This window comes from Streptacidiphilus sp. ASG 303 (genome assembly GCF_020991365.1).
GTDB lineage: Bacteria > Actinomycetota > Actinomycetes > Streptomycetales > Streptomycetaceae > Peterkaempfera.
In genome coordinates this window covers 206984-232134 of the sequence record NZ_JAJLRA010000006.1, presented here as the reverse complement: position 1 = coordinate 232134, position 25151 = coordinate 206984, and the positions used below count along the sequence as shown (strand labels likewise).

Annotated in this window: 22 protein-coding genes; 11 read left to right on the top strand and 11 right to left on the bottom strand. The window is 74.3% G+C overall.

What is annotated here, in order from left to right; genetic code table 11:
• Positions 1–601 precede the first annotated feature (601 nt).
• The 3 genes from pta (at position 602) to pyk (ending at position 5904) form a co-directional block, all read left to right on the top strand.
• Entirely contained in the window at positions 602–2722 is a 2121-nt protein-coding gene (gene pta / locus LO771_RS11450) for a phosphate acetyltransferase (protein WP_230650781.1), read from the top strand.
• Between the two features lie 235 nt (positions 2723–2957).
• Entirely contained in the window at positions 2958–4157 is a 1200-nt protein-coding gene (locus LO771_RS11445; RefSeq protein WP_230651038.1) for an acetate kinase, read from the top strand.
• 316 nt (positions 4158–4473) lie between these two features.
• On the top strand, positions 4474–5904 hold the full coding sequence (gene pyk / locus LO771_RS11440; protein ID WP_230650778.1) for a pyruvate kinase: 1431 nt from the start codon (positions 4474–4476) through the stop codon (positions 5902–5904).
• Between the two features lie 83 nt (positions 5905–5987).
• Here the strand turns inward: pyk and LO771_RS31025 are convergent, their stop codons facing one another.
• The 4 genes from LO771_RS31025 to LO771_RS11420 form a co-directional block, all read right to left on the bottom strand.
• Entirely contained in the window at positions 5988–7394 is a 1407-nt protein-coding gene (locus LO771_RS31025; RefSeq protein ID WP_304944792.1) for a hypothetical protein, read from the bottom strand.
• Positions 7391–7981 (bottom strand): DUF6114 domain-containing protein, encoded by a 591-nt coding sequence (locus LO771_RS11430; protein ID WP_230650775.1) that lies wholly within the window; start codon positions 7979–7981, stop codon positions 7391–7393. The genes LO771_RS31025 and LO771_RS11430 overlap by 4 nt, the downstream gene beginning before the upstream one ends.
• Positions 7982–8131: 150 nt before the next feature.
• Positions 8132–8776, bottom strand: a complete 645-nt coding sequence (locus LO771_RS11425) for a DUF6230 family protein (protein WP_230650772.1) — start codon at positions 8774–8776, stop codon at positions 8132–8134.
• Positions 8777–9365: 589 nt separating this feature from the next.
• Positions 9366–10340 carry a tetratricopeptide repeat protein gene (locus LO771_RS11420; RefSeq protein WP_230650770.1) on the bottom strand — a complete coding sequence of 325 codons (975 nt, stop codon included), beginning with the start codon at positions 10338–10340 and terminating at the stop codon, positions 9366–9368.
• A gap of 414 nt (positions 10341–10754) precedes the next feature.
• Between LO771_RS11420 and LO771_RS11415 the strand changes: the two genes are divergently transcribed.
• A complete protein-coding gene (locus LO771_RS11415; protein ID WP_230650767.1) occupies positions 10755–11405 on the top strand; it encodes a TetR/AcrR family transcriptional regulator in 651 nt (216 codons plus the stop codon).
• Positions 11406–11595: 190 nt separating this feature from the next.
• Here the strand turns inward: LO771_RS11415 and LO771_RS11410 are convergent, their stop codons facing one another.
• From LO771_RS11410 to LO771_RS11400, 3 genes are all read right to left on the bottom strand, one after another.
• A complete protein-coding gene (locus LO771_RS11410) occupies positions 11596–13293 on the bottom strand; it encodes a methylmalonyl-CoA mutase (RefSeq protein WP_230650764.1) in 1698 nt (565 codons plus the stop codon).
• 149 nt (positions 13294–13442) lie between these two features.
• A complete protein-coding gene (locus LO771_RS11405) occupies positions 13443–13772 on the bottom strand; it encodes a DUF3817 domain-containing protein (RefSeq protein ID WP_230650761.1) in 330 nt (109 codons plus the stop codon).
• A 389-nt stretch (positions 13773–14161) separates the two neighbouring features.
• A complete protein-coding gene (locus tag LO771_RS11400) occupies positions 14162–14749 on the bottom strand; it encodes a MarR family winged helix-turn-helix transcriptional regulator (RefSeq protein WP_230650758.1) in 588 nt (195 codons plus the stop codon).
• 534 nt (positions 14750–15283) lie between these two features.
• Here LO771_RS11400 and LO771_RS11395 point away from each other — a divergent pair.
• Positions 15284–16879 carry a M4 family metallopeptidase gene (locus LO771_RS11395; RefSeq protein ID WP_255744165.1) on the top strand — a complete coding sequence of 532 codons (1596 nt, stop codon included), beginning with the start codon at positions 15284–15286 and terminating at the stop codon, positions 16877–16879.
• 176 nt (positions 16880–17055) lie between these two features.
• On the opposite strand, the gene LO771_RS11390 is transcribed toward LO771_RS11395, so the two are convergent.
• Positions 17056–17352, bottom strand: a complete 297-nt coding sequence (locus tag LO771_RS11390; RefSeq protein WP_230650753.1) for an MTH1187 family thiamine-binding protein — start codon at positions 17350–17352, stop codon at positions 17056–17058.
• The gene (locus tag LO771_RS11385) at positions 17352–17669 is read right to left on the bottom strand and encodes a DUF3817 domain-containing protein (protein WP_230651035.1); all 318 of its coding nucleotides are present in this window, start codon (positions 17667–17669) and stop codon (positions 17352–17354) included. The genes LO771_RS11390 and LO771_RS11385 overlap by 1 nt, the downstream gene beginning before the upstream one ends.
• Positions 17670–18022: 353 nt before the next feature.
• Between LO771_RS11385 and LO771_RS11380 the strand changes: the two genes are divergently transcribed.
• From LO771_RS11380 to LO771_RS11360, 5 genes are all read left to right on the top strand, one after another.
• The gene (locus LO771_RS11380) at positions 18023–18817 is read left to right on the top strand and encodes a DUF2127 domain-containing protein (RefSeq protein ID WP_230650749.1); all 795 of its coding nucleotides are present in this window, start codon (positions 18023–18025) and stop codon (positions 18815–18817) included.
• Between the two features lie 108 nt (positions 18818–18925).
• The gene (locus LO771_RS11375) at positions 18926–19564 is read left to right on the top strand and encodes an AIM24 family protein (protein ID WP_230650746.1); all 639 of its coding nucleotides are present in this window, start codon (positions 18926–18928) and stop codon (positions 19562–19564) included.
• On the top strand, positions 19564–20214 hold the full coding sequence (locus tag LO771_RS11370; protein WP_230650743.1) for an AIM24 family protein: 651 nt from the start codon (positions 19564–19566) through the stop codon (positions 20212–20214). The genes LO771_RS11375 and LO771_RS11370 overlap by 1 nt, the downstream gene beginning before the upstream one ends.
• Positions 20214–21206, top strand: coding sequence for an AIM24 family protein (locus LO771_RS11365; RefSeq protein WP_230650740.1), 993 nt, complete (start codon positions 20214–20216; stop codon positions 21204–21206). Before LO771_RS11370 ends, LO771_RS11365 begins: the two co-directional genes overlap by 1 nt.
• Positions 21207–21300: 94 nt before the next feature.
• Positions 21301–21819, top strand: coding sequence for a MarR family winged helix-turn-helix transcriptional regulator (locus LO771_RS11360; RefSeq protein ID WP_230650738.1), 519 nt, complete (start codon positions 21301–21303; stop codon positions 21817–21819).
• Between the two features lie 126 nt (positions 21820–21945).
• Here the strand turns inward: LO771_RS11360 and meaB are convergent, their stop codons facing one another.
• Together meaB and LO771_RS11350 are read right to left on the bottom strand one after the other, a co-directional pair.
• Positions 21946–22902 carry a methylmalonyl Co-A mutase-associated GTPase MeaB gene (meaB, locus tag LO771_RS11355; protein WP_230650735.1) on the bottom strand — a complete coding sequence of 319 codons (957 nt, stop codon included), beginning with the start codon at positions 22900–22902 and terminating at the stop codon, positions 21946–21948.
• Between the two features lie 147 nt (positions 22903–23049).
• Positions 23050–24252, bottom strand: a complete 1203-nt coding sequence (locus LO771_RS11350) for an acetyl-CoA C-acetyltransferase (protein ID WP_230650729.1) — start codon at positions 24250–24252, stop codon at positions 23050–23052.
• 412 nt (positions 24253–24664) lie between these two features.
• Here LO771_RS11350 and mce point away from each other — a divergent pair, with 412 nt between their 5' ends.
• A complete protein-coding gene (gene mce, locus LO771_RS11345; RefSeq protein ID WP_230650726.1) occupies positions 24665–25111 on the top strand; it encodes a methylmalonyl-CoA epimerase in 447 nt (148 codons plus the stop codon).
• Positions 25112–25151: the final 40 nt, after the last annotated feature.

Sequence of the window (25151 nt, the reverse complement as noted above, 5' to 3'; positions counted from 1 at the left end):
GGGGGGAGAGGGACTCCGAGGGGGGAGACTCGCCGAGGGGGAACCGAGGGGGCGAGACGTGGGCGGCCGCCCGGAGGAGACTCCGGGCGGCCGTCGGCGTTGCGGCGGGACGCAGGGACACCAGGACGGGTGTGGCGCGGGCGGGGACAGCGCGGGGTGGGTGCCGACGGGGGCGGTGCGGCGCCGCCCGGCACGAGCCGGTGGTTAGGGGCGTGGTCCGGCAAGGGTGTGGTCCTGCAGGGCCGGTCGGAGGGGCGGGCCGGGCCCGCCGCGGCCGGGGCCACCCCTCCGACCGGCCCTGGGCCCTCGGCCCAGGACGTCGACGTCGGCACGGGCGCTCCCGGTCGCTCCCGGTCGCTCCCGTCCGCTCCCGACGCCCGCCGGTCCCGGCCGCCCACGGCCGCCCCCGTCGGCCCGGCGTCCCGGGCCGACCGTCCCGCCGGGCCCGGGACCACCCGTGCCCGGCGTCCGGCTCGGGTACGCGGGTATGGTCGACAGGTGTCCCGGAACGTGCCCGACGGCACGTCCCCGGCGGCACCGCGGGATCGCGGGACCGCAGCGCGGGCCCGGCCCGGCAGGCCCAGGGAACGGAGTGGAACGCGTGGCGCGCAGCGTGTACGTGACCGGTATCGGCCGCGGGGACGGCCGGCAGGTGGTCGAGCTGGGGGTCATGGAGCTGCTGACCCGCCACGTGGACCGGGTCGGGGTGTTCCGTCCGCTGGTCCACGCCGCGGCCCCGGGCGGCCCGGGCTCCGACCACGTGGTGGAGCTGCTGCGCGGCCGGTACCGGATCGACCTCCCCCTGGAGGACCTCTACGGCCTCAGCTACGAGGAGGCCACGGCGCTGCAGGCGGAGCGCGGGGTGGACGAGCTGGTGTCCGTCCTGGTGGACAGGTTCAGGACACTGGAGCGCAAGTGCCAGGCGATGCTGGTGCTCGGCACCGACTTCGCCGACACCAGCATCCCGGACGAGCTGTCCTTCAACGCGCGGCTGGCGAACGAGTTCGGCGCCTGGGTGCTGCCCGTGGTCGGCGGCCTGCGGGAGGGGCCCGACGCCGTGGTCGCCGAGGTCCGCAACGCCTACCGCGCCTACTCCGACCTGGGATGCAACATCCTGGCGATGGTCGCCAACCGGGTGACGCCCGCGGACAAGCAGCAGATCGCCCGCCGCCTGGCGGGGCGGCCGTCCGTGCCGTCCTACATCCTCCCGGAGGACCAGGCGCTCGCCGCGCCCACCGTCACCCAGGTCGTGCAGGCCACCGGCGCGGAGGTGCTGCTCGGCGACCCGGCCGGCCTGGCCCGCGACGTGCGGGGCTTCGTCTTCGGCGGGGCCACGCTGCCGACCTTCCTGGCCGCCCTCACCGAGGGGGCCCTGGTGGTCACCCCCGGGGACCGCGCCGACCTGCTGATCGGCACCCTGGCCGCGCACGCCGCCGGCGCCCCGTCGATCTCCGGCGTGCTGCTCACCCTCGGCATCCGCCCCGACGCGGCGGTGATGGCGCTGGCCGGCCGGCTGGCCCCGGGCACGCCGGTGCTGGTGGCGCCTGCGGGCAGCTGGCCGACCGCGGCCTCGCTGTCGGGCCTGGAGGGCCGCCTGACCGCGGCGAGCCCCCGCAAGGCGGAGACCGCCCTCGGCCTCTTCGAGCTGCACGTGGACACCGCCGAGCTGCTGGACCGGATCGAGCTGAGCCGCTCGGAGCGGGTCACCCCGATGATGTTCGAGCACGTGCTGCTGGAGCGGGCCCGCGGGGACCGCCGCCACGTGGTGCTGCCCGAGGGCACCGAGGAGCGGGTGCTGCGCGCCGCCGAGGTGCTGCTGCGCCGCAACATCTGCGACCTCACCCTGCTCGGCGACGAGGACGCGGTGCGCCGCCGCGCCGCCGACCTCGGCGTGGACCTGGGCCTGGACCGGGAGTCCTCCGGCGCGGTCGCCCGCATCGTGGACCCGGTGTCCTCCCCGCTGCGGGACCGCTTCGCCGAGGTGTACGCGAAGCTGCGGGCGCACCGGGGCGTCAGCGTGGAGCTGGCCTACGACGTGGTGGCCGACGTCAGCTACTTCGGGACCCTGATGGTGCAGGAGGGCCTGGCCGACGGCATGGTCTCAGGCGCGGTGCACTCCACCGCGGCCACCATCCGGCCCGCCTTCGAGGTCATCAAGACGGCGCCGGGCGCCGCCATCGTCTCGTCGGTCTTCTTCATGTGCCTGGCCGACCGGGTGCTGGTCTACGGCGACTGCGCGGTCAACCCGGACCCGGACGCCCGGCAGCTCGCCGACATCGCGATCCAGTCGGCGGGGACCGCCGCCCAGTTCGGGGTGGAGCCGCGGATCGCGATGCTCTCCTACTCCACGGGCACCTCCGGCTCGGGCGCGGACGTGGACAAGGTCCGCGAGGCGACGGAGCTGGTCCGCGCTCAGCGCCCGGACCTGCTGGTGGAGGGGCCGATCCAGTACGACGCCGCCGTGGACCCGGGGGTGGCCGCCACCAAGCTGCCGGGGTCGAAGGTGGCGGGCCGGGCGACCGTCCTGGTCTTCCCGGACCTGAACACCGGCAACAACACCTACAAGGCCGTGCAGCGCTCGGCCGGGGCCGTCGCGGTGGGCCCGGTGCTGCAGGGGCTGCGCAAGCCGGTCAACGACCTGTCACGCGGCGCCCTGGTGCAGGACATCGTCAACACCGTCGCCATCACCGCCGTCCAGGCCCAGGGCCGGGACGGGCGTTGACCGGCGGCCGGCCGGCAGCGGCACGGCCGTCCCGACCAGCCGAGGAGCGAACCCAGTGAGTCCAGTCCCCGCCGACGGAGCCGCCGAGAGCACGGCCGCCACGGCCCCCGTCACCTCCTCCGCCGCGGCCCCCGCGGCGGCGCGCGCGGCCGCCCCCGGGCCGGCAGGAGCACCGCGGGCGGACGGGGACGCGTCCGCCGGGGGCGTCCGCGGGCCGGACGGCGCCGCCACCCGGGTGCTGGTCCTGAACTCCGGCTCGTCGTCGGTCAAGTACCAGCTGCTGGACATGGCGGACGGCCGGCGGCTGGCCGGCGGCCTGGCCGAGCGGATCGGCGAGTCCGGGGGCGGCGGACGCATCGTCCACACGTCCGGCGACGGGGGGCGGCGCGAGCGGACCCTGCCCTTCCCGGACCACGCCGCGGCGCTGGGGGCGGTCGGCGAGGAGCTGCGCGCCGACGGCCTGGGCCTGGACTCCCCCGGCCTGGCCGCGGTGGGCCACCGGGTGGTGCACGGCGGCACCCGCTTCACCGAGCCGACGCTGGTCACCGACGAGGTGCTGGAGGAGGTCCGCGCCCTGACCCCGCTGGCCCCGCTGCACAACCCGGCGAACGTCACCGGCATCGAGACCGCCCGCGCGCTGCGCCCCGACCTGCCGCAGGTGGCGGTCTTCGACACCGCGTTCCACGCCACCCTGCCGGAGGCCGCGGCCCGCTACGCGGTGGACCGGGCGGTGGCCGACCGGTTCTCGGTGCGCCGGTACGGCTTCCACGGCACGTCGCACCAGTACGTGTCGCGGGCCGCGGCCGGGCTGCTGGGGCGGGAGCCGTCCGAGGTGAACGTGATCGTGCTGCACCTGGGCAACGGCGCGTCGGCGTCGGCGGTGGCGGGCGGCGTCTGCGTGGAGACGTCGATGGGCATGACACCGCTGGAGGGCCTGGTCATGGGCACCCGCTCGGGCGACCTGGACCCGGCGGTGGTGTTCCACCTGAGCCGGGTCGGCGGGCTGACGATGGACGAGGTCGACGACCTGCTCAACCGCCGCAGCGGGCTGGTGGGGCTCTGCGGGGACAACGACATGCGGGAGATCGTCCGCCGCCGGGAGGAGGGCGACCGGGAGGCCGCGGTCGCCTTCGACGTGTACGTCCACCGGCTGCGGAAGTACATCGGCGCCTACACGGCCGTGCTGGGCCGGGTGGACGCCCTGGTCTTCACCGCGGGGGTGGGCGAGAACTCCGCCCCGGTGCGGGCGGCCGCGACGGCGGGCCTGGAGGGGCTGGGCATCACGGTGGACCCGGAGCTGAACGCCGGGCGGGGCGGGGGCGCCCGGCTGGTCTCGCCGCCCGGCGCGCGGGTCCCGGTGGCGGTGGTGCCGACGGACGAGGAGTTCGAGATCGCCCGGCAGGCCTTCGCCCTGGTGGGCCGGTCCCCGCGGTGAGGAGGCCGTGCGGCGGCCGGGGCGTCCCGCGGCCCGGGTCCTCCCGGTGGTCCGGTCCTCGCGGCGTCCCGGCCCCCGGGGGGAGGCGCGCGGGAGGAGGTCCGGGGCCGTCGCACGCCCGCACGCCGCGCGGTGGTCGGGCCTCCGCACCGCCCGGCGGGTGACCGCCCGTCCGGCCCGCGGCCCCACCCGTGGTCCCGCCCGCCGTCCCACCAGTCGTCCCACCAGTCGTCCCGCATTCCGGAACGGTTCGCAGGCGATCGCAGCCGAAAGCGACCGGAATGCACCTATAGCACGAACGGATAGAATGATCCATATGCGCCGAGCGAAAATTGTCTGCACCCTGGGTCCGGCAACGGACAGCTACGAACAGCTGAAGGCCATCGCCGAGGCCGGCATGAACGTGGCCCGCCTCAACATGAGCCACGGCTCCCACGCCGAGCACGAGGGCCGGTACCGCAGGGTCCGCCAGGTCTCGGAGGACACCGGCCGCGCCATCGGCGTGCTGGCCGACCTCCAGGGCCCCAAGATCCGCCTCGCCACCTTCGCCGAGGGCCCCGTCACCGTGGAGAGCGGCGACGAGTTCACCATCACCACCGAGGACGTCCCCGGCGACCAGCACATCTGCGGAACCACCTACAAGGGCCTGCCGGGTGACGTGCGGAAGGGCGACCCCGTCCTCATCAACGACGGCGCGGTCGCGCTGGAGGTCGTCAGCGTCGACGGCCCCCGCGTGCGGACCGTCGTCGTCGAGGGCGGCGTCCTGTCGAACAACAAGGGCATCAACCTCCCGGGCGCGGCCGTCAACGTCCCCGCCCTGTCGGAGAAGGACGTCGAGGACCTGCGCTTCGCGCTGCGCCTCGGCGTCGACATGGTGGCTCTCTCCTTCGTCCGCAACGCCGCGGACATCGAGCGGGTCCACGCGGTGATGGACGAGGAGGGCCGCCGGGTCCCCGTCATCGCCAAGATCGAGAAGCCGCAGGCCGTCGAGGCCATGCGGGAGATCGTCCTCGCCTTCGACGCGGTCATGGTCGCCCGCGGCGACCTGGCGGTGGAGTACCCGCTGGAGAAGGTGCCGCTGGTCCAGAAGCAGCTGATCACCCTCTGCCGCCAGAACGCCAAGCCGGTCATCGTGGCGACCCAGATGATGGAGTCGATGATCCACGCCTCCCGGCCGACCCGCGCCGAGGCCTCGGACGTCGCCAACGCCATCCTGGACGGCACCGACGCGGTGATGCTCTCCGCCGAGAGCAGCGTCGGCAAGTACCCGGTGGAGACGGTCCGGACGATGGGCCGGATCATCGAGGCGGCCGAGGAGGAGCTGGTCTCCCGCGGCCTGCAGCCGCTCAACCCGGGCCGCAAGCCGCGCACCCAGGGCGGCTCCATCGCCCGCGCCGCGTGCGAGCTGGGCGACTTCCTCTCCGCGGAGGCGCTGGTGGCGTTCACCAAGTCCGGCGACACCGCGCGCCGGCTCTCGCGCTACCGCTCGCCGATCCCGGTGATCGCCTTCACCCCGGACGCCCACACCCGCAACCAGCTGGCCCTCAGCTGGGGCGTGGAGACCTTCGTCTCCCCGCAGGTGGAGACCACCGACGCGATGGTCGACCAGGTCGACGACGCGCTGCTGGAGCTGGGCCGGCTCCAGCGCGGCGACACCGTGATCGTCACCGCCGGCTCCCCGCCCGGCGTCCCCGGCACCACCAACATGGTCCGGGTGCACCACCTGGGCGAGCACTCGCACGCCTGACGGCTGCTCAGCGACGCGGCGCGGGCCGCCTCCCGGTGGGGAGGCGGCCCGCGCCGTCGTACGGGGTGCCCGGGGCGGCCGGTTCAGCCGCCGTAGGGCTCGTCGTCCGTGTAGAGGTGCATGCCCGGGATCTTCAGGGTGCCGCCGAACTGCCCGGCCTGGACGGCCTTGACGTCCGTCAGCTCCAGGTCCAGCGGGATCGGCACCGCGCCGATGAGGTCGTAGAGGAACTTCGGCAGGGTGTCGGGGGTCAGGGTGACGGCGCCGAGGTCGGGCAGCGGGATGCCGACGACCTTGGAGAGGTGGCCGGTCAGCTTCTCGGTGTACATCACGATCGGGCCCTCGCGCAGCGTGGAGGTGGAGCCGGTGCGCCCCTTCACGTGCGTGGTCTTCCCGTTGTCCTCGATCGTCGACATGTCGAGGTCCCCGATGTCGATGCTGCTGACGGTGAACTTCAGCACCCGCTTGGTGGCGCCCGACCGCGTCTTCACCTCGACCACGCCGCCGAAGACCGCGCCGTGCAGGGCCAGCCTGCTGGACCTCAGCGTCCAGGACTGGTCCGGGATGACGCCGGCCGCGGTGGACTCGGCCCTCGCCCGGAGGCCCGAGGCGTCGGTGGCGCACAGCGCGTCGGCGCCGGTGCTTGCGGAGGGTGAGGGCGAGGGGGTCGCGGTGGCGTCGGCGGCAGCCCTGGCGGCGGCCCTGGCGGCGGCGGCCGACGCCGTCCCGGCGGCCCTGCGGACCGGGGCGGTGGCGAGAGGAGCGGGCCGGGTGGTCCGGACCGTGCCGCCCGCCGAGGGCGCCGCCGGGACGTGCGCCGGGACGTGCGACGGGCTCGGGGCGGGCGCCGAGGACGAGGGTGCGGGCTTCGGCGCGTCGGAGGACGGCGTCGCCGACGGCGAGGGGGAGGTGGTGCCTCCCCCGGTCGTGGTGCCGGTCAGCACGTCGTGGACCCCGCCCAGGAGGCCGCCGAGCACGCCCTGGTGCTGGGAGGCGGTGGGTGCGGGCGCCGTGGTGGACGGGGCCGGGGCCACCGTCCGCCCGGCGGCGCTGCGGGCCGCCGTCGGCGCGGCGGCCGGGGCGGCGGCGTCCGACGCGGTCGGCGCCGGGGTGGCGGTGGCCGTGGCGGGATCGCTCTGCGCCGGGGCGGGCGACGACTGCTCCGGGGCGGGCCGGCCCGTGGGACCGGACGTCGGGGAAGTGTCGGGAGCGGGGGTGCCGCTGCCCGCGGCGGACGGGGTGGCGTCCGGGACCGGGGTGTCCGCGGCGGTGGCGCAGGGCTTGGCCGTGTCCTTGGCCGCGGCGTCGTCGGCCATCGCCAGGGTCGGCGTGTAGCCCGCGCCCATCAGCAGGGCCGTGGGCACGGCGGCCATGGCCAGCACCTTGCCGGCGGGCACCTGGATGCGCGAGCGCAGCTGGCGGCGCGGCGCGGCGTGGCGCGGGCCGCTCGGCACGGCGGTCCGGCTCTCGGTCCCGTCGCCGCCCGTCACCGGGCCTCCCCGGCGGCTCCCGGTCCGCCGGGCTCCGCGTCGGCGTCCGTGTCGGCCGCCTCGGCGCGCTGGGCGGGCAGCTGCGCGGTCGCGGGCTCCCCCGCGGGTTCCGCGACGGGGGCGGGTGCGACCGGTTCGGCCACGGGCGCCGCGGGCGCCTTGGGCGCCACGGCGGTCTGCTCCCTGAGGGGCGCCCAGGCGACCATCAGGCCGCCGCCGATGAGGCCGGGCAGCAGGCCGAACCCGAAGCCGCCGAGGTTCGAGACCGGGATGGAGACCAGGGAGAGCAGGATGGTCGCCACGCCGGCGAAGACCCGGGACATCGGCTGCAGCCACGCGCTGATCCCGAGCACGATCATCAGGATGCCGATGATCAGGGCCCCGGCGCCGCCGGTGGTCGCCATGGCGAAGGTGAGGCCGCCGAGGCTCAGGTGGGCGTACGGGAAGTACAGGATGGGCAGTCCAGCGATGATCGCCAGCAGTCCGCCCCAGAAGGGTCGGCGGTGGCGCCAGTCCCGGAACCTGCGGCGGTTCCGGTCGAAGGCGCTGGTGTCGTCGGGCCGCGCGGGGGCGGTCGCGCTGGTCACGTTGCAGCTCCCTGTGGAGTAGCAGCTGGTGGTGCAGGGCGGGGAGGAGCCGGGAGGGGCCCCTCCCCGCCAGGAGCCGTCAGGCCCGGAAGGTTTCGGACCCGGGGCCTTCGGGGGGTGGTGCGTGGTGCCGGTCCGCGCGGAGGCGGATCAGAAGCACTCGGAGACGCCCTTCTTCACGGCCAGGTGCAGGCCGCTCAGCTTGAAGGTGCCGGCCGAGGTCGCCCACGCGGTCTGCTGGACACCGTCGAGGACGGCCTTGTCGGCCTCCTGCGCGAAGGAGTTCTCGAACTTGTCGCCGAAGCCCAGCTTCTGCGCGGCGGCCCGGTCGGCCGCGTTGACGTCGCCCTTGGTGATGGAGCCGGTGGCGACGCCGATGTTGATGTTGCTGAACGTCGCGTCGGCGTTCAGGTCGTCGAGGTCGATGAAGAGGTTCTTCGCCTCGACGGGGTTCTTCGGGTCGCCGCCCGCGTTGATGTTGAGCGACACCTTGCCGATGAGCGGCGCGTCCAGCACGACCGACTGGCAGAGGTTGTTGATGGTCGCGCTGCGGAACGACGAGACCGCGACGGGGTGCGGGACGCCCGCCTTCTCGACGTCCAGCGAGCCGTACTGGGCGAAGCCGTTGCCCTCGAGGTGGCCCGCACCGACCTTGAACTGCTGGCCGGAGACGTTGAACGACGCGGCGAGCGCGCCCTGGGCCAGGCTCACGCCGATCGCGGCGGTGGCCGCGATGCTCGGCACCATCACGACGGCGAACCGCTTCCAGCGGGTCTTGCCGTAAGTCTGGGACATGCATGTCCTCCTTCTCGGACGTACATCTCCGGCCGGGCCCCGCGGGGTCACGGCCTCAGATGGGGAGAAGAGCTACGTCCTCGGGAAGGAGAGCGCCGTCGACTCCGTCGGCACGGCGTCCGACCGACGTCATCGGCGATCACCCCCGAGCGACAACCAGCGGCCGCGCAGGGTACGCGGCCGGTGAGGACAGGCTCCGCCGGGTAGGACGGAGACCCCCCTGTCCTCGAGGTGCCGGCCGGGGCCGGAACCTGCCCGGTGGGGACCCCCTGCGCCTCCCGTCCGGCAGGCGGCCGGGCTGGGGAGCAAGGGACCGAGCGTGGCCGATCGTGGTCCAAACCACGGCTGAACACAAGGCCTCCATTACTGACGAGTAATCCAACAGCCGCGTGACATGATCACAGCACGCAACCACCGGACACCCTGCGTAGCGATCCGTGGACGCACAGGAGGCGGAAGAGCCGCGAAACAAGGACGAAACACCCCGGGACGGTCACGTGCCGCAACCGTCCCGGGGTGTTATCAAGATTTGGTAAAGGTGGCCGAATGTCGCCAAATCACCGTGGCACCGGCGGCTGCACTGCGTGCCTCAGAAGAGCACCCTGGCCAGCGCCGTCCGGGCCCTGCCGACCCGCGGGTCGTCGGACCCGATCACCTCGAAGAGCCCCAGCAGGTGCACCCGGACCCGGTCCCGGTCCTCGCCCGCCGTGCGGCCCACGGTGTCCACGAGCCGGCCGAAGGCGTCCTCCACATGGCCGCCCACCAGGTCCAGGTCGGCCGCGTCGAGCTGCGCCCCGACGTCCTTCGGGTCCTCGGCGGCGGCCTTGCGCACCGCCTGCGGGTCCAGGTCCTGGACCCGCTGCAGCAGCTCCGCCTGGGCCAGGCCCAGCTTCGCCTCCTCGTTGCCCGGGCGGTCGGAGAGGACGTTGCGGTACGCCTGGATCGCCCCGCCCAGGTCGCCGCGGTCGAGCGCGTCGTGCGCCGCCGCGAGCGTCGGGTCCTCCGGCACGGCCGGTGCGGCCGCCCCGCCGGGCTCGCCGGCGCCGGACGCCCCGGCCAGGCCGGTGATGCCGAACCGCTGCTCGGCGACCAGGACGAGCTGGTCGAGGTACTGGCGGGCCTGGGCCTCGTTCACCGCGCCCTGGAAGAGCGGCACGAGCTGCCCCGCCACCACCGCCATCACCGAGGGGATGGACTGGATGCCGAACTGGGCGGCCAGCATCTGGTTGGCGTCGACGTCGATCTTGGCGAGGACGAACCGGCCCGCGTACTCCTCGGCCAGCCGCTCCAGGATGGGGCTCAGCTGCTTGCAGGGCCCGCACCACTCGGCCCAGAAGTCGACCACGACCGGGGCCTCGGCCGAGCGCTGGACGACCTCCGCCTCGAAGGTCTCCTCGGTGACGTCGACGACGAGCGACCCCTGGACGGCCGGCGGGGCCTCCCCGGCGTCGGCGCGGCGGGCGCGCTCGGCCCGGGCCTGCTCCGCCTTCTGGGCGGCTTCTCCGGCCGCCTTCACCGCGGCGAGGTCGACCACGCCGCGCATGGACATGTTCCGTGGCTGCATGGCTCTATCCTCCCCCGTCCGCAGGGGTGCCGACGCCATCTCCTCCGACGTCCGCCGCACCCGTGTGTCGCGGCCGCCCGGAAGCCGGGCCGCCGCCCCCTGATGCACCGCATGCGGCGCGGGTCCCCACCCGCGCCCTGGTTGCCGCTCTTTACGCTACGAGCCGTAGCGTATATGCCCGGCGCCCCCGGTGGACACAGCGCGGGGGCAACCGGCGGCGTGAGACGGCTCACTCCCCGCGCCCTCCCGGTACCGCGGCACCGCCTGCCTGCGGATACGCTCACCCGGCGGCTCCGACCCGGCCGCGCCCGCCGGATCCCCGCCCCGGGGCACCGCCCCGGGGCACCGCCCCGCACGCCGCTCCCCGCACGTCCCCCTCCCCACACGTCCCCCTCCCCACCCAGGAGACCGCACGTGGCCGCCGCACCCACCGGACCCCCCTCCCCGGCCAAGGGCCGGCCGCGCAGCGCCGCGGCCGACCGCGCCATCCTCGACGCCACCCGCGCGGCCCTCGCCGAACTCGGCTGGGGCGGCCTGACCATGGGCCACGTCGCGGAGCGCGCGGGCGTGGCCAAGACCACCCTCTACCGGCGCTGGCCCTCCCGGAACGAGCTGGTGGTCGACGCCGTCGCCGACCTCTTCGAGGACCTGGAGATCGTCGACCTCGGCAGCCTGCAGGCCGACATCGAGGCCGTGGTGCAGCGGTTCGCCGCGCTGCTCTCGCGCCCCGAGACCCAGGCCGCGCTGCTGGCGCTGTTCGCCGAGGGCACCCGCGACCCGCTGCTGCGGCGCCGCATCCGGGAGGCCATCGTGGACCCGCAGAAGGAGCTGGTGCGCTGCGGGCGGGCCCGCGCCCAGGAGCGCGGCGAGCTGCCGCCGGACGCGGACGAGGCCGCCGCGCGCGAGGAGGTGGACCTCATCTTCGACACGATCGCGGGCACCGTGGAGCACCGCATCCTGGTCAGCGGCGAGTCCGTCGGCGAGGCGTGGATCCACCGCTTCACCACGCTGCTGCTCGCCCCGCTCTCCGGCCTCTCCGCGGGGCGCCCGGCGCAGCGGCCCTGACGGGGCCGGGCCCCGGACGGGGGCCGGGGACGCGGGGCGCGGGAGGCGCCGGGCATCGGGGGCGCGGGGGCGCGGCACGCCGCAGGGGCGCCGCGGGACAGGCTCCGCGGCGCCCCTGCGGGCTCGTGGGGGTCGCACCCGGACCCCGGGGGCCCGGGGTCAGGGGGCCGGAGGGCCCGGGACCGGCGGCTCAGAAGCCGGGCGGCTCGGTGTAGACGCCCCACTCCTCGCGCAGCGCGTCGCAGATCTCGCCCAGCGTGGCCTCCGCCCGCACCGCCTCCAGCATGGGCGGCACCATGTTGGCCCCGGACCGGGCGGCGTCCAGCATCGCGGCGATCCCCGCGCGCACGGCCGCCTCGTCGCGCCCCGCCCGCCGCTCGGCGAGCAGCTTCACCTGCTCCGTCTCGACCTCGTGGCTGACCCGGAGGATCTCCAGGTCGGAGGTGACGGTGGAGGTGTGGCAGTTGACGCCGACGACCCGCTTCTCGCCCTTCTCAACGGCCTGCTGGTACCGGAAGGCCGACTCGGCGGTCTCGCCGGTGAACCAGCCGTCCTCGATGCCACGCAGGATGCCCGCCGTCATCGGCCCGACCGGGTGCTCGGCGCCGCCGTCGCGCTCGCCCATGCGGCGGATCCGCTCGAAGATCTTCTCCGCCTCGGCCTCGATGCGGTCGGTCAGCGCCTCCACGTACCAGGAGCCGCCCAGCGGGTCGGCGACGTTGGCGACGCCGGTCTCCTCCATCAGCACCTGCTGGGTGCGCAGGGCGATCTCGGCGGCCTGGGCGGAGGGCAGGGCGAGGGTCTCGTCCAGGGCGTTGGTGTGCAGGGAGTTGGTGCCGCCGAGGATCGCGGAGAGCGCCTCGACGGCGGTGCGGACCACGTTGTTGTACGGCTGCTGGGCGGTGAGGGAGACGCCGGCCGTCTGGGTGTGGAACCGCAGCCACTGCGCCTTGTCGGTCCTCGCCCCGTACACGTCGCGCATCCAGCGGGCCCAGATGCGGCGGGCGGCGCGGAACTTGGCGATCTCCTCGAAGAAGTCGAGGTGCGCGTCGAAGAAGAAGGAGAGGCCGGGGGCGAAGGCGTCGACGTCCAGGCCCCGGGAGAGGCCGAGCTCGACGTAGCCGAAGCCGTCGGCGAGCGTGAAGGCCAGCTCCTGCGCGGCCGTGGCCCCGGCCTCGCGGATGTGGTAGCCGGAGACCGAGAGCGGCTTGTAGGCGGGGATGCCGGCCGCGCAGTACTCCATGAGGTCGCCGATCAGGCGCAGGTGCGGCTCGGGCGCGAAGAGCCACTCCTTCTGGGCGATGTACTCCTTGAAGATGTCGGTCTGCAGGGTCCCGTTGAGGGTGCCCGGGTCGACGCCCTGGCGCTCGGCGGCCACCAGGTACATGCAGAAGACCGGGACGGCCGGGCCGGAGATGGTCATCGAGGTGGTGACCTCGCCGAGCGGGATGCCCTCGAAGAGGACGTCCATGTCGGCGGCGGAGTCGATGGCGACGCCGCAGTGGCCGACCTCGCCGAGCGAGCGCGGGTCGTCGGAGTCGCGGCCCATCAGGGTCGGCATGTCGAAGGCGACGGAGAGGCCGCCGCCGCCCGCGTCGAGGATCATCCGGTAGCGCTCGTTGGTCTGCCGGGCGTTGCCGAAGCCGGCGAACTGCCGGATGGTCCAGGAGCGGCCCCGGTACCCGGTGGGGTGCAGCCCGCGGGTGAAGGGGTACTCGCCGGGCCAGCCGATCCGCTCGAAGCCCTCGACGGGCTGCCCGGGCGGCGGCCCGTACACGGGCTCGACCGGGTCCCCGGACAGCGTGGTGAAGTCGGCGTCGCGCTTGCGCGCCGCGTCGTACCGCTGCTGCCAGCGGCTCCGGCCGGCCTCGATCTCCTCGGCATCCATGCCGTGAACCCCGCTCCCGTGCGACTGCCAGTACGTCCCCACAATTTACTCGGACGTCCTAGTAATTGTCGACGGGCGCATTCCGGCCCAAACGCGCCGCGGGCGGTCCCTCCCCCGGAGGGAGGAACCGCCCGCGGCAGGCGGAGGGGTCAGGCGCGGACCGGCTGCGGCTCCCGCTCCTGCGGCGCGGCGTCCCGCACGACCCGGCGCTCGGCGAAGAACGAGGCCAGCGGGACGGTGCCGGCGACCAGGACCAGCACCAGCTTGCCGAGCGGCCACTTGAGCTTCATGCCCAGCAGGAAGGCCACCACGAAGTAGGCCATGTACAGGTAGCCGTGCAGCTGCGCCACGTAGAGGGTGGCGTCCCTGCCCGCGCCGAAGCCGTACTTGGCGACCATGAAGCCGCACAGCAGCAGCAGCGCGCAGCCGGTGGCGTAGGCCAGCACCCGGTACCAGGTCAGCAGGGGGTTCGACTTCACCGCGTTCGCCTCACATGCCAGGGGTTCGGGGCGGTGTGTCCGGACTCGGCACCGCCTCCCCGAGGGTAACCCCGGCCCCTGCGGACCCTGCGCACGCCCCCGGGGCGGGACCCTTCGCAGAGCGGCTTCGCCGACAGCCGGACACGGGAGCCGGCCCTCTCCCCGCACCGGTCCCGCGGAGCCGGCCGGGCGGCCTCCCCCGGACCGGGCGGACAGCAGTCGATCGCACCGTCCGCACTCCTCTGCGGTCCTCGGCCCGGAGCGCGCATGCCGAGAGCGCCCGGCAGGCGGCCGCCGGGGAGGGGCGCGCCCTGCCGGTACGGCCGGGCCGGCCGGGCCGGCCGCCGGCCCCTGCACCCGTGCGTGCGGCGGGCGTCCGCGGGGGGCGGTCAGCCGCTGCTCGCCGCCGCGGCGGCCTTCCCGGACGCGGGCTCGGGCTCGGGTTCCGGTTCCGGTTCCGGCTCCGGCTCCGGCTCGGTGAAGTCGCCGGCGGCGACGCGGAGCGGCCGCAGCAGGTCGAAGATCTCGCGGCACCGGTCGGCGTCGTACTCGTCCAGGCCGAAGTCCATGGCCATGAGGTCGCGGGTGGCGTCCTCCACCACCGCGCGCCCGCGGTCGGTGATGGCGGCGAGGACGCCGCGGCCGTCGAGGGGGTTGGGGCGGCGGGAGACCAGGCCGGCGCGCTCCAGGCGGTCGACGGTGTTGGTGACGCTCGTGGGGTGCACCATGAGCCGCTCGCCGATCTTGGAGAGGGAGAGCTCGCCGGTGCGGCTGAAGGTGAGCAGCACCAGGGCCTCGTAGCGGGCGAAGGTCAGCCCGTACGGCTTGACGACCGCGTCGACCCGGCCGAGCAGGATCTGGTGGGCGCGCATGACCGACGTGATCGCGGCCATGGAGGGCACGGCCCCCCAGCGCCGGGTCCACAGGTCGTCGGCGCGGGCGATCGGGTCGAAGTCGAGGCTGAGCTGCTTGGGCACGTCCCCACCGTACCGGCGGTCCGGCGGACGGCCGAGGCCCTGTCCACAGGGCGGGCGGTGGCGGGGCGCCGCCGCGGGCGGGACTGGTCCGGACCAGCATGATCGACGATCACGCGGGGCCGCCGCGTGTCAACGGCAGGCCGCACTCCGCGGGGGATTGGCCGGTTGCAGCCCCTCGATCGCAGGCGGAACCGGCCGTCCGCACCCGCTTCGTCCGGTTCGGAGCCCCGGCGGGCGACCGGAGGACGAACGGCGGGCGACGGGGTTGTGGCGAAAGTCCGCCAACCACTGAGCGGACCCTGTCATTTCACTTATTCAATTGTCATGCTTCCGGTCAGCCCCGTACGGCGCCCGCGTCCACCCACCGCGAGCGCCGTGAAACCGCACGGAGCTGCACGTCCGCGCCCGCTCCGCCCTCGAAGGCGCACACCCGACGCCCCCGGAGCGACGCGCGACCGCGCACACGCGGTGGTACCGAAAGGGAACACAGTGAAGCGAAAGCTGACCGCCGGAGCCCTCCTCTCCGCCTCCACCATGCTCGTCGTGGGCATCCAGGCGGGCACCGGAACGGCCAACGCCGCCGTCGGCGCGTCCGCCGCGCCGGCCGCCTCCGCCCAGCGCGCCGCGGCGGTGGAGCTGGCCCGCACCCAGGCTCCCGCCCTGGCCCGGACGCTGGCCCTCGGCAGCCAGGAGAAGCTGGTCGTCAAGGACGTCGTGGTGGACGCCGACGGCACCCGCCACGTGCGCTACGACCGCACCTACGGCGGCCTGCCGGTGCTCGGCGGCGACCTGGTCGTCCACCAGGTCGCCGGCGGCGCCGTGAAGTCGGTCGACCGCGCCGTCTCGAAGCGGATCGCACTAAAGAGCCTCACCCCGGCCCTCGCCCCGGCCAAGGCCGCGGGCGAGGCGTCGAGCGCGGTGAGGTCGCTGGTGGGCGACACCTCCGACAAGGACGCGTCCCCGCTGAGGTCGGTCGGCGCCGCGGCCGCCCCGAAGCTGGTCGTCTGGGCCGCCTCCGGCACCCCGCGCCTGGCCTACGAGACCGTCGTCACCGGCACCCGCGCCGACGGCACCCCCAGCGAGCAGCACGTCGTCACCGACGCCGCCTCGGGCGCCGTCCTCTCCCGGCACGAGGCGGTCCAGACCGTCGCCGGCACCGGCAAGGGCGTCTTCGTGGGCTCGGTGCCGCTGAACACGACCCTCTCGGGCTCCACGTACCAGCTCAAGGACGCCACCCGCGGCAACCAGTACACGACGAACCTGTCCAACAAGACCTCCGGCGCCGGCACCCTCTACACCGACGCGGACAACGCGTGGGGCGACGGCACCGTCTCCAACGGCCAGTCCGCCGCCGTGGACGCCCAGTTCGGCGCGGCCGCCACCTGGGACTACTACAAGAACACCTTCGGCCGGAACGGCATAGCCAACGACGGCAAGGGCGCCTACAGCCGCGTCCACTACGGCCGCAACTACGTCAACGCCTTCTGGAGCGACTCCTGCTTCTGCATGACGTACGGCGACGGGTCGAGCAACACCCACCCGCTGACCGAGCTGGACGTCTCGGGCCACGAGATGAGCCACGGCGTCACCAGCCGCACCGCCAACCTCGCCTACTCCGGTGAGTCGGGCGGCCTCAACGAGGCCACCTCCGACATCTTCGGCACCATGGTGGAGTTCTCCGCGAACCTCACCACCGACAAGCCGGACTACCTGATCGGCGAGCTGATCGACCTCAACGGCAACGGCACGCCGCTGCGCTACATGGACAAGCCCTCGAGGGACGGCGCGTCGGCGGACTACTGGTCCTCCGGCGTCGGCAGCCTGGACGTCCACTACTCCTCGGGCGTCGCCAACCACTTCTTCTACCTGCTGTCCGAGGGCAGCGGCGCCAAGACCGTCAACGGCGTCAGCTACAACAGCCCGACCTACAACGGCGCCACCCTGGCGGGCATCGGCCGCGACAAGGCCGCCGCGATCTGGTACCGGGCGCTGACGGTCTACATGACCTCGACCACCAACTACAAGGCGGCCCGCACCGCCACGCTGAGCGCCGCCGCGGACCTCTACGGCAGCGGCAGCGCGGAGTACAACGCGGTCGCCGCGACCTGGACGGCCGTGAACGTCAACTGACACGACGCCAGGAGGAACGTTTCTCCATGAGGGCCGGCCGGCTCCCGCGACCACGGGAGCCGGCCGGCCCTCCGGCGTGCGGGGGGGGCAGGCCCCTGCACGGCCGCGCCGTGGCAGCACGCCCTCGGGCCCCGCCCTCAGGACCCGCCATCGGGGCCTGCCGCCGGGACCCGTCCTCACGACTCCGCGAGATGCCGCTCGACGGTGTCGACCTTGGCGGTGAGGCCGTCGACGACCCCCGGGCGGACGTCCGCCTTGAGCACCACGCTGACCCGGGGCGCGCGGGCGGCGACGGCGTCCACGGCCTGCTTGACCACGGCCATCACCTCGTCCCACTCCCCCTCGACGGAGGTGAACATCGCGTCGGTGCGGTTGGGCAGGCCGGACTCGCGGACGACCCGGACCGCCTCGGCGACGTACGCGCCGACGTCCTCCCCCACACCCAGCGGGGTGACCGAGAAGGCGACGATCATCAGGCCGCCGCCCTCTCCGCGGCGCCCCCGGCCGCACCCGCCGGGGCGAGGCCCTCGCGCTCCTCGCGGGCCAGCATCCGCTCGGCGAAGAAGCCGCCGGTCGGCAGCACCGAGAGCACGAACATCACGGCGGCGCGGCGCAGGCCCCACCCCTGCTTCTTCCAGGCGTCGAGGAGGAAGAGCACGTAGAGGACGAAGAGCAGGCCGTGGACGCCGCCCATCACCGGGACCGCGTTGAACTCGGTGGTGCGCTTGAGCACCGAGCAGACCAGCAGGACGAGGAAGGAGACCGCCTCGGGGGCGGAGACGAGGCGCAGGCGGTGGACGGCGCTGCTCCCGGCGGGTGCGGGGGCGCCGTCCGCGGTGGCGGGGGCGTTCCGGTCGGGGGCGTTCTGGGCGGCAGCGGGGGTGGGCACGGCGGCTGACCTCACAGGGTGGACGGCACTGCTTGTGAACGGGCGCACAAACTCCCGCCCATTATCACCGCGTCCGGCCCGCCCGCCCCGCCCGGGGCGTCCGCTGCGAGCGACGTCACAGCCGCGTCACAGCCGCGCCGCAGAACCCCCCGCCCGGGGGAAGCGCCTGGTCCGGCGTCCGCGACGGCGCCTATCCTCGGCCGTGCGGCGCGGGCCGACCCCCCGGCCCGCAGCGGAACGGGGAGCGGACGACGATGGCACTGGACTGGGACCGGCGGACCTGCGCACGCCGCGGCCACATCACCTACGCGCCGGTCGAGCAGGAACTGCGCGAGCGGCTGCACGCGGTGACCGCCGTCGGCGACGCCTGGCGCTGCCTGCGCTGCGGCGACTTCGCGCTGGGCGAGCCGCACGGCTCGGGCCCGGCCGGGGAGGCGCCGCTGGTGCCGCGCGGCAAGGCGCTGCGGGACCTGTTCATCCTGCGGTTCCTGGCCGTGGAGCGGGCGGTGCGCGGCGTCTTCATCGTGCTGGCCGCCTGGGCGGTGTGGCGGTTCTCCAACAGCCGGGACGCGGTGCACCGGCTCTTCGACGAGGACCTCACCGTCCTGCGCCCGGTGGCGGACCACTTCCACTACGACATCGACCACTCCCCCGTCGTGGACACCATCCGGAAGACCTTCGAGTACAGGCACTCCACCCTGCTGGTCGTGGCGGGGGCGCTGCTCGTCTACGCCCTGGTCGAGATCGTCGAGGGCGTCGGCCTGTGGATGGCGAGGCGCTGGGCGGAGTACCTGACGGTGGTGGCCACCGCGGCCTTCCTGCCGCTGGAGGTCTACGAGCTCACCGAGCGGGTCAGCTGGCTGAAGATCGCCACCCTCGTCGTCAACGTGCTGGCGGTGCTGTGGATCGCGCTCTCCAAGCGGCTGTTCGGGCTGCGCGGCGGCCGGGCGGCGTTCGAGGCCGAGCGGCACTCGGCGTCGCTGCTGGAGGTCGAGGAGGCCGCCGGGACGCACCCCGCCGGCGTGTCGGGGGGCCCGGCGGCCGGCTGACCGCCGGCCGCGCGCCGTGCCCGGGCGGTCCGGGACATGTCCCGGATCGGTACCGGTGCGGCGCGCGCCCCTCGCCCGATCGGCCGGATGCGGGCTACCTTGTCGCCCGTGGCACAGTTTCGACTGCAGGGGTCCAAGGTGCTCGCCGTCGACATGACGGGCGACGCCGTGAAGGCCCGGAACGGGTCCATGGTCGCGTACACCGGCCAGATGAACTTCAAGAAGCTCTCCGGCGGCGGTGAGGGACTGCGCGGCATGGTCGCGCGCCGCCTGACCGGCGAGCAGATGGTGGTGATGGAGGTCAAGGGGCAGGGGACCTGCTACTTCGCGGAGCGCGCCACCGAGGTGAACCTGGTGCGGCTGAACGGGGAGGCGCTCTTCGTCGAGGCCGACAACCTGCTCTGCACCGAGGCGACGCTGCACACCGGCACGTCGTTCACCGGACTGCACGGCGCGGCCTCCGGCAACGGGCTGTTCACCACCAAGGTGGAGGGCCACGGCTGGGCGGCGGTGATGTCGGACGGTCCGGCGATCATCCTGCGGGTCTCGCAGGGGATGCCGCTGCGGGTCGACCCGGGGGCGTACATCGCGCACACCGGCAACCTCAACCGGAACTTCAGGTCGGGTGCGGGCTTCAGCACCTTCTTCGGCGAGGGGGGCGGCGAGGCGATGCAGATCGAGTTCGTCGGCGACGGACTGGTGTACGTGCAGCCGTCGGAGCGCGTGACGGTCGGCGGTGACGTCTGATGCCGTTCACGAAGATCAACGGCAAGATGGTCGAGGCGCAGGTCCTCCCCGGCCAGAAGGTGTTCAGCCAGCGCGGCGCGATGCTCGCCTACAGCGGCCAGGTCACCTTCACGCCCAACATGGCGGGCGGCCAGGGCGGCCTGATGTCGATGATCGGCCGCCGGGTGGCCAACGAGGACACCCCGCTCATGACGGTCGAGGGGCAGGGCCGGGTGATGTTCGGGCACGGGGGCCACAACGTCCACGTGATCGACCTGGCCGGCGACACCCTCTACGTGGAGGCCGACCGGCTGCTCGCCTTCGACGGCACGCTGCAGCAGTCGACGATGTTCATGGGCTCGCAGGGCGGCGTGATGGGCATGGTGCGCGGCCAGGTGACCGGGCAGGGCCTGTTCACCACCCAGCTGAGCGGCCAGGGCTCGGTGGCGGTGATGGCCCACGGCGGCGTCATCGAGCTGCCGATCACGCCCCAGCAGCCGGTCCACGTCGACCCGCAGGCGTACGTGGCGCACCGGGGCCAGGTGCAGAACAAGCTGTCCACGGCGCTGGGCTGGCGCGACATGGTGGGGCGCGGCTCGGGCGAGGCGTTCCAGCTGGAGCTGTCCGGCCACGGAGCGGTGTACGTGCAGGCCAGTGAGGAGAAGCTCTGATGTCCTACCCGCCGCAGCCGCCGCCGTACGGGCAGCCGGGCTACCCGCCGCAGCAGGGCTACCCCCCGCAGCAGGGCTATCCGCCCCAGCAGGGGTATCCGCCGCAGCAGGGGTATCCGCCGCCCCAGGGGGGCTACCCGCCCCCGCAGCCGCAGCAGTACGGCGGCCCGCAGGCGCCCCTGCCGCAGACGGCGGTCGGCGGCCCGGTGGTGCACGACGCGCACACCCTGCCGGCGAACGACAACGTCAACCCGTACGCCTTCTCCGTGGACCTCAACGGCCAGTACTTCCTGCAGAAGGGGAAGATGGTCGCGTACTACGGGAACATCCAGTTCCACGGCATCGGGCACGGCCCGCTGGACCAGCTGGTGGGGCGGAGCTTCCACTCGCCGCTGCACGCCGCGGACTGGGTGGTGGCCGAGGGCCAGGGGAGGATGATCCTGGCCGACCGGGCGTTCGACCTGAACTCCTACGACCTGGAGGACGGCAACCTCACCGTCCGCTCGGGCAACCTGCTGGCGTTCGACCCGAGCCTGTCGCTGAAGCAGTCGATCATCCCGGGGTTCCTCACCCTGATCGGCACGGGCAAGTTCGTGGCGGCGTCCAACGGGCCGGTGCACTTCGTGGAGCCGCCGGTCCGGGTGGACCCGCAGGCCCTGGTGGGCTGGGCGGACTGTCCGTCGCCGTGCCACCACTACGACCACAGCTACATGCGGGGCGTGCTGGGCGGCATCCGGCAGCTGACCGGGCTCGGCGGGGTCTCCGGCGAGGAGCACCAGTTCGAGTTCATCGGCGCGGGCCAGGTGCTGCTGCAGTCGTCGGAGAAGCTGATGGCGGAGATCAACACCGGGCACGTGCCGAACGAGGCGGGCATCCCGGGCGCGGGCGCGCCCTCCCACACCCCGCAGCAGTACGGCGGGCAGCAGCTGCCCAACGTGAACATCCCGGGACTGGGCAACCTGGGGGACCTGGGGCGCCGCTTCGGCCTGTGACACGGCCGGCCTGCGACACGGCCGGGAGTGGGGTCCGTCACAGGCGGGCCCCACTCTTCGTACAAAGTTAAACAACCTTGGGTATCATGTCCCCATGGACGCCGACACCGCCTCCCAGGACCCCGCCGCCCCCGACGCCGACGCCGAGGGCAGGGCCCCCTGGCTCTCCGTGCGGGAGCAGCAGCTGTGGCGCGCCCACCTCGACGTGAGCAGGCTGCTGGAGCACCAGCTGGGCCGGGAGCTCCAGCCGCACGGCCTGGCGATGAACGACTACGAGATCCTCGTGGTGCTCTCGGAGGAGCCCAAGCGGCGGATGCGGATGACCGACCTGGCCACCGCCACCCTGCAGTCCAAGAGCCGCCTCTCCCACCAGGTCACCCGGATGGAGAAGGCCGGCCTGGTCGTCCGGGAGGGGTGCCCGGGCGACCGCCGCGGCCTGTACGCGGTGCTGACCGACAAGGGCTGGGAGACGCTGCAGAAGGTGGCCCCGGACCACGTCCGCAGCGTCCGCCACCACTTCATCGACCGGTTCGACGAGGACCAGGTCGCCGCCCTCTACGAGGCGCTGGCCCCCGTCGCCGAGCACCTGAGGTCGCTGCGCGGCCGCGGCTGAGCCGCCCGCCGCACCGCACCACGCAGGCGCCCGCACCGCACCCCGCAGGCGCCCGCGCCGCACTCCGCCGGCCCGCAGGAGCCCGCGCCGCCGCCGGGCCGCGCCGCACGCGGGCGCCCGGGCGGGTCAGGCCCCGGTGAGGCCGTCGACCAGGCCGTCGGCGGCCGCGTACGGGTCCAGCGTGCCCGCCGCGACCCGCTCGGCCAGCGCGTCCAGCCGCCGGTCGCCGTGCAGGTCGCCCATCCGGCTGCGCAGCGCCGCCACCGCGATCGCCTCGACCTCGTCGGCCGCCCGGCGCCGGCGGCGGGCCGCCAGCTCGCCGTGCTCCTCCATCCAGGCGCGGTGCTTCTCCAGCGCCTCGACGACCTCGTCCACGCCCTCGCCGCGCGCCGCGACCGTCTTGACGATCGGCGGCCGCCAGTCGCCGGGCGCGCGGGACTCCCCCAGGCCCAGCATGTGGTTCAGCTCGCGGGCGGTCGCGTCGGCGCCGTCCCGGTCCGCCTTGTTGACCACGAAGACGTCGCCGATCTCCAGGATGCCCGCCTTCGCGGCCTGGATGCCGTCGCCCATGCCGGGCGCCAGCAGCACCACGGTGGTGTCGGCCTGGGCGGCGACCTCCACCTCGGACTGGCCGACGCCGACCGTCTCCACCAGGACCACGTCGCAGCCGGCCGCGTCCAGCACCCGCAGCGCCTGCGGGGCGGCCCAGGACAGGCCGCCGAGGTGGCCGCGGGTGGCCATGGAGCGGATGTAGACCTCGGGGTCGGTGGCGTGCTCCTGCATGCGCACCCGGTCGCCGAGCAGCGCCCCGCCGGAGAACGGCGAGGACGGGTCCACCGCCAGCACGCCGACCCGCTTGCCGCGCCGGCGGTAGGCGGCGACCAGCGCGGAGGTGGAGGTGGACTTGCCCACGCCCGGGGAGCCGGTCAGCCCCACCGTGTACGCGCGGCCGGTGTGCGGCGCGAGCGCCGCCATCGCCTCCCGCAGCTGCGGCGCGGCGTTCTCCACCAGGGAGATCAGCCGGGCCACCGCCCGCGGGCGGCCCTGCCGCGCCTGCTCCACCAGCGTCGGCACATCGATCATGAAGGTCATCTCTCTTGGCAGTCGGCGGCGAGGGGGCGCATGCGGGACCGTACCCGCGTGCACCCCCGACCGTACGTCGGACCGTGGACCGGCCCCTGGGGCGGGCGGCGCCCCGGGACCGGCGGTCCCGGGGCGCCGCCCGCGCGGTCAGGCCCTCGGCACCCGGATGACCAGGGCGTCGCCCTGGCCGCCGCCGCCGCACAGGGCGGCCGCGCCGACGCCGCCGCCGCGGCGCTGCAGCTCCAGCGCCAGGTGCAGCACGATGCGGGCGCCGGACATGCCGATCGGGTGGCCGAGCGCGATGGCGCCGCCGTTGACGTTGACCTTCTCGGGGGTGACGCCCAGGTCCTTCATGGACTGCACGGCGACCGCGGCGAAGGCCTCGTTGATCTCGATCAGGTCGAGGTCGGCGACGGTCAGGCCCTCCTTGGCGAGCGCGTGGGCGATCGCGTTGGACGGCTGCGACTGGAGGGAGTTGTCGGGGCCGGCGACGTTGCCGTGCGCGCCGATCTCGGCGATCCAGGACAGGCCCAGCTCCTCGGCCTTCGCCCTGCTCATCACGACCACCGCGGCGGCGCCGTCGGAGATCTGCGAGGAGGTGCCGGCGGTGATGGTGCCGTCCTTGCTGAAGGCGGGGCGCAGCCGGCCCAGCGACTCCGCGGTGGTCTCGGGGCGGATGCCCTCGTCCTGGGAGAAGAGCACCGGGTCGCCCTTGCGCTGCGGGATCTCCACGGGGGCGATCTCGGCGTCGAAGAGGCCGTTCTTCTGGGCGGCGGCGGCGCGCTGGTGGGAGAGGGCGGCGATCTCGTCCTGCTCGGCGCGGCCGATGCCCAGCCGGGTGTTGTGCTTCTCGGTGGACTCGCCCATGGCGATGTTCTCGAAGGCGTCGGTGAGGCCGTCGTGCGCCATCGCGTCGAGCATCTGCACGGCGCCGTACTTGTAGCCCTCGCGGGACTTCGGCAGCAGGTGCGGGGCGTTGGTCATCGACTCCTGGCCGCCGGCCACGACGACGTCGAACTCGCCGGCCCGGATCAGCTGGTCGGCCAGGGCGATGGCGTCCAGACCGGAGAGGCAGACCTTGTTGACGGTCAGGGCGGGCACGTTCATCGGGATGCCGGCCTTGACGGCGGCCTGGCGCGCGGGGATCTGGCCGGCGCCGGCCTGGAGCACCTGGCCCATGATCACGTACTGGACCTGCTCGCCGGTGATGCCGGCCCGCTCCAGGGCCGCCTTGATGGCGAAGCCGCCGAGGTCCGCACCGGAGAAGGACTTGAGGGAGCCGAGCAGACGGCCCATCGGGGTGCGCGCACCTGCGACGATGACAGAGGTGGTGCCTGCGGATCCGGTCATGGAACGAGCCCCTTCGCACGTCATGGCCACGGGCCCCGGCGCGGCGGGCACCGGCCGTCCCGGCGGGCCGGGCGGCCGCGGCGGCCGGGCGGGCGGGGCCCGGGTGAGGGTTTTCGCCCAATGTACTGAGCCGTATCCCCGCCGTCACCGCAGCCGGGGTGTGATCACGGGCACGTCGCGGGCCGGTTTCGCCCGCCCGGCCGACCGGGTCCCGGCGCGGCGGCGCGTCCGCTATGGGGGCACCCGGGGTGATCCGTCCCGCACGGGGTGTGAGCAGACTCGCAGGGCGCCCTACTGGCCGCCCCGCCGCCGGATGCGCTGGACTGGTGACCGTGCGGTCCCGGCCCGCCGGTCCGCACCCGCCCCGGCCGGCCCGCTTCCCGGGCCCCGGCCCCACCCTCAGGAGGCCGCCTTGCTCACCCGCATCGACCACATCGGCATCGCCTGCTTCGACCTCGACCGGACGGTGGAGTTCTACCGCTCCACCTACGGCTTCGAGGTCTTCCACAGCGAGGTCAACGAGGAGCAGGGGGTGCGCGAGGCGATGCTGCGCATCAACGGCACCGACGACGGCGGCGCCTCCTACCTCCAGCTGCTGGAGCCCACCCGCGAGGACTCCACCGTCGCCAAGTGGCTGGCGAAGAACGGCGAGGGGGTCCACCACATCGCCTTCGGCACCGCGGACGTGGACGCCGACGCCGCGGACGTCCGCGCCAAGGGCGTGCGGGTGCTGTACGACGAGCCGCGCACGGGCTCCATGGGGTCCCGCATCACCTTCCTGCACCCCAAGGACTGCGGCGGCGTCCTCACCGAGCTGGTGACCTCGGCGAAGGCCCAGGGGGAGACCGGCGGCCACTGAGCGCCGGACCCCACGAATCCTTCGCCGGACCTCCACGGGA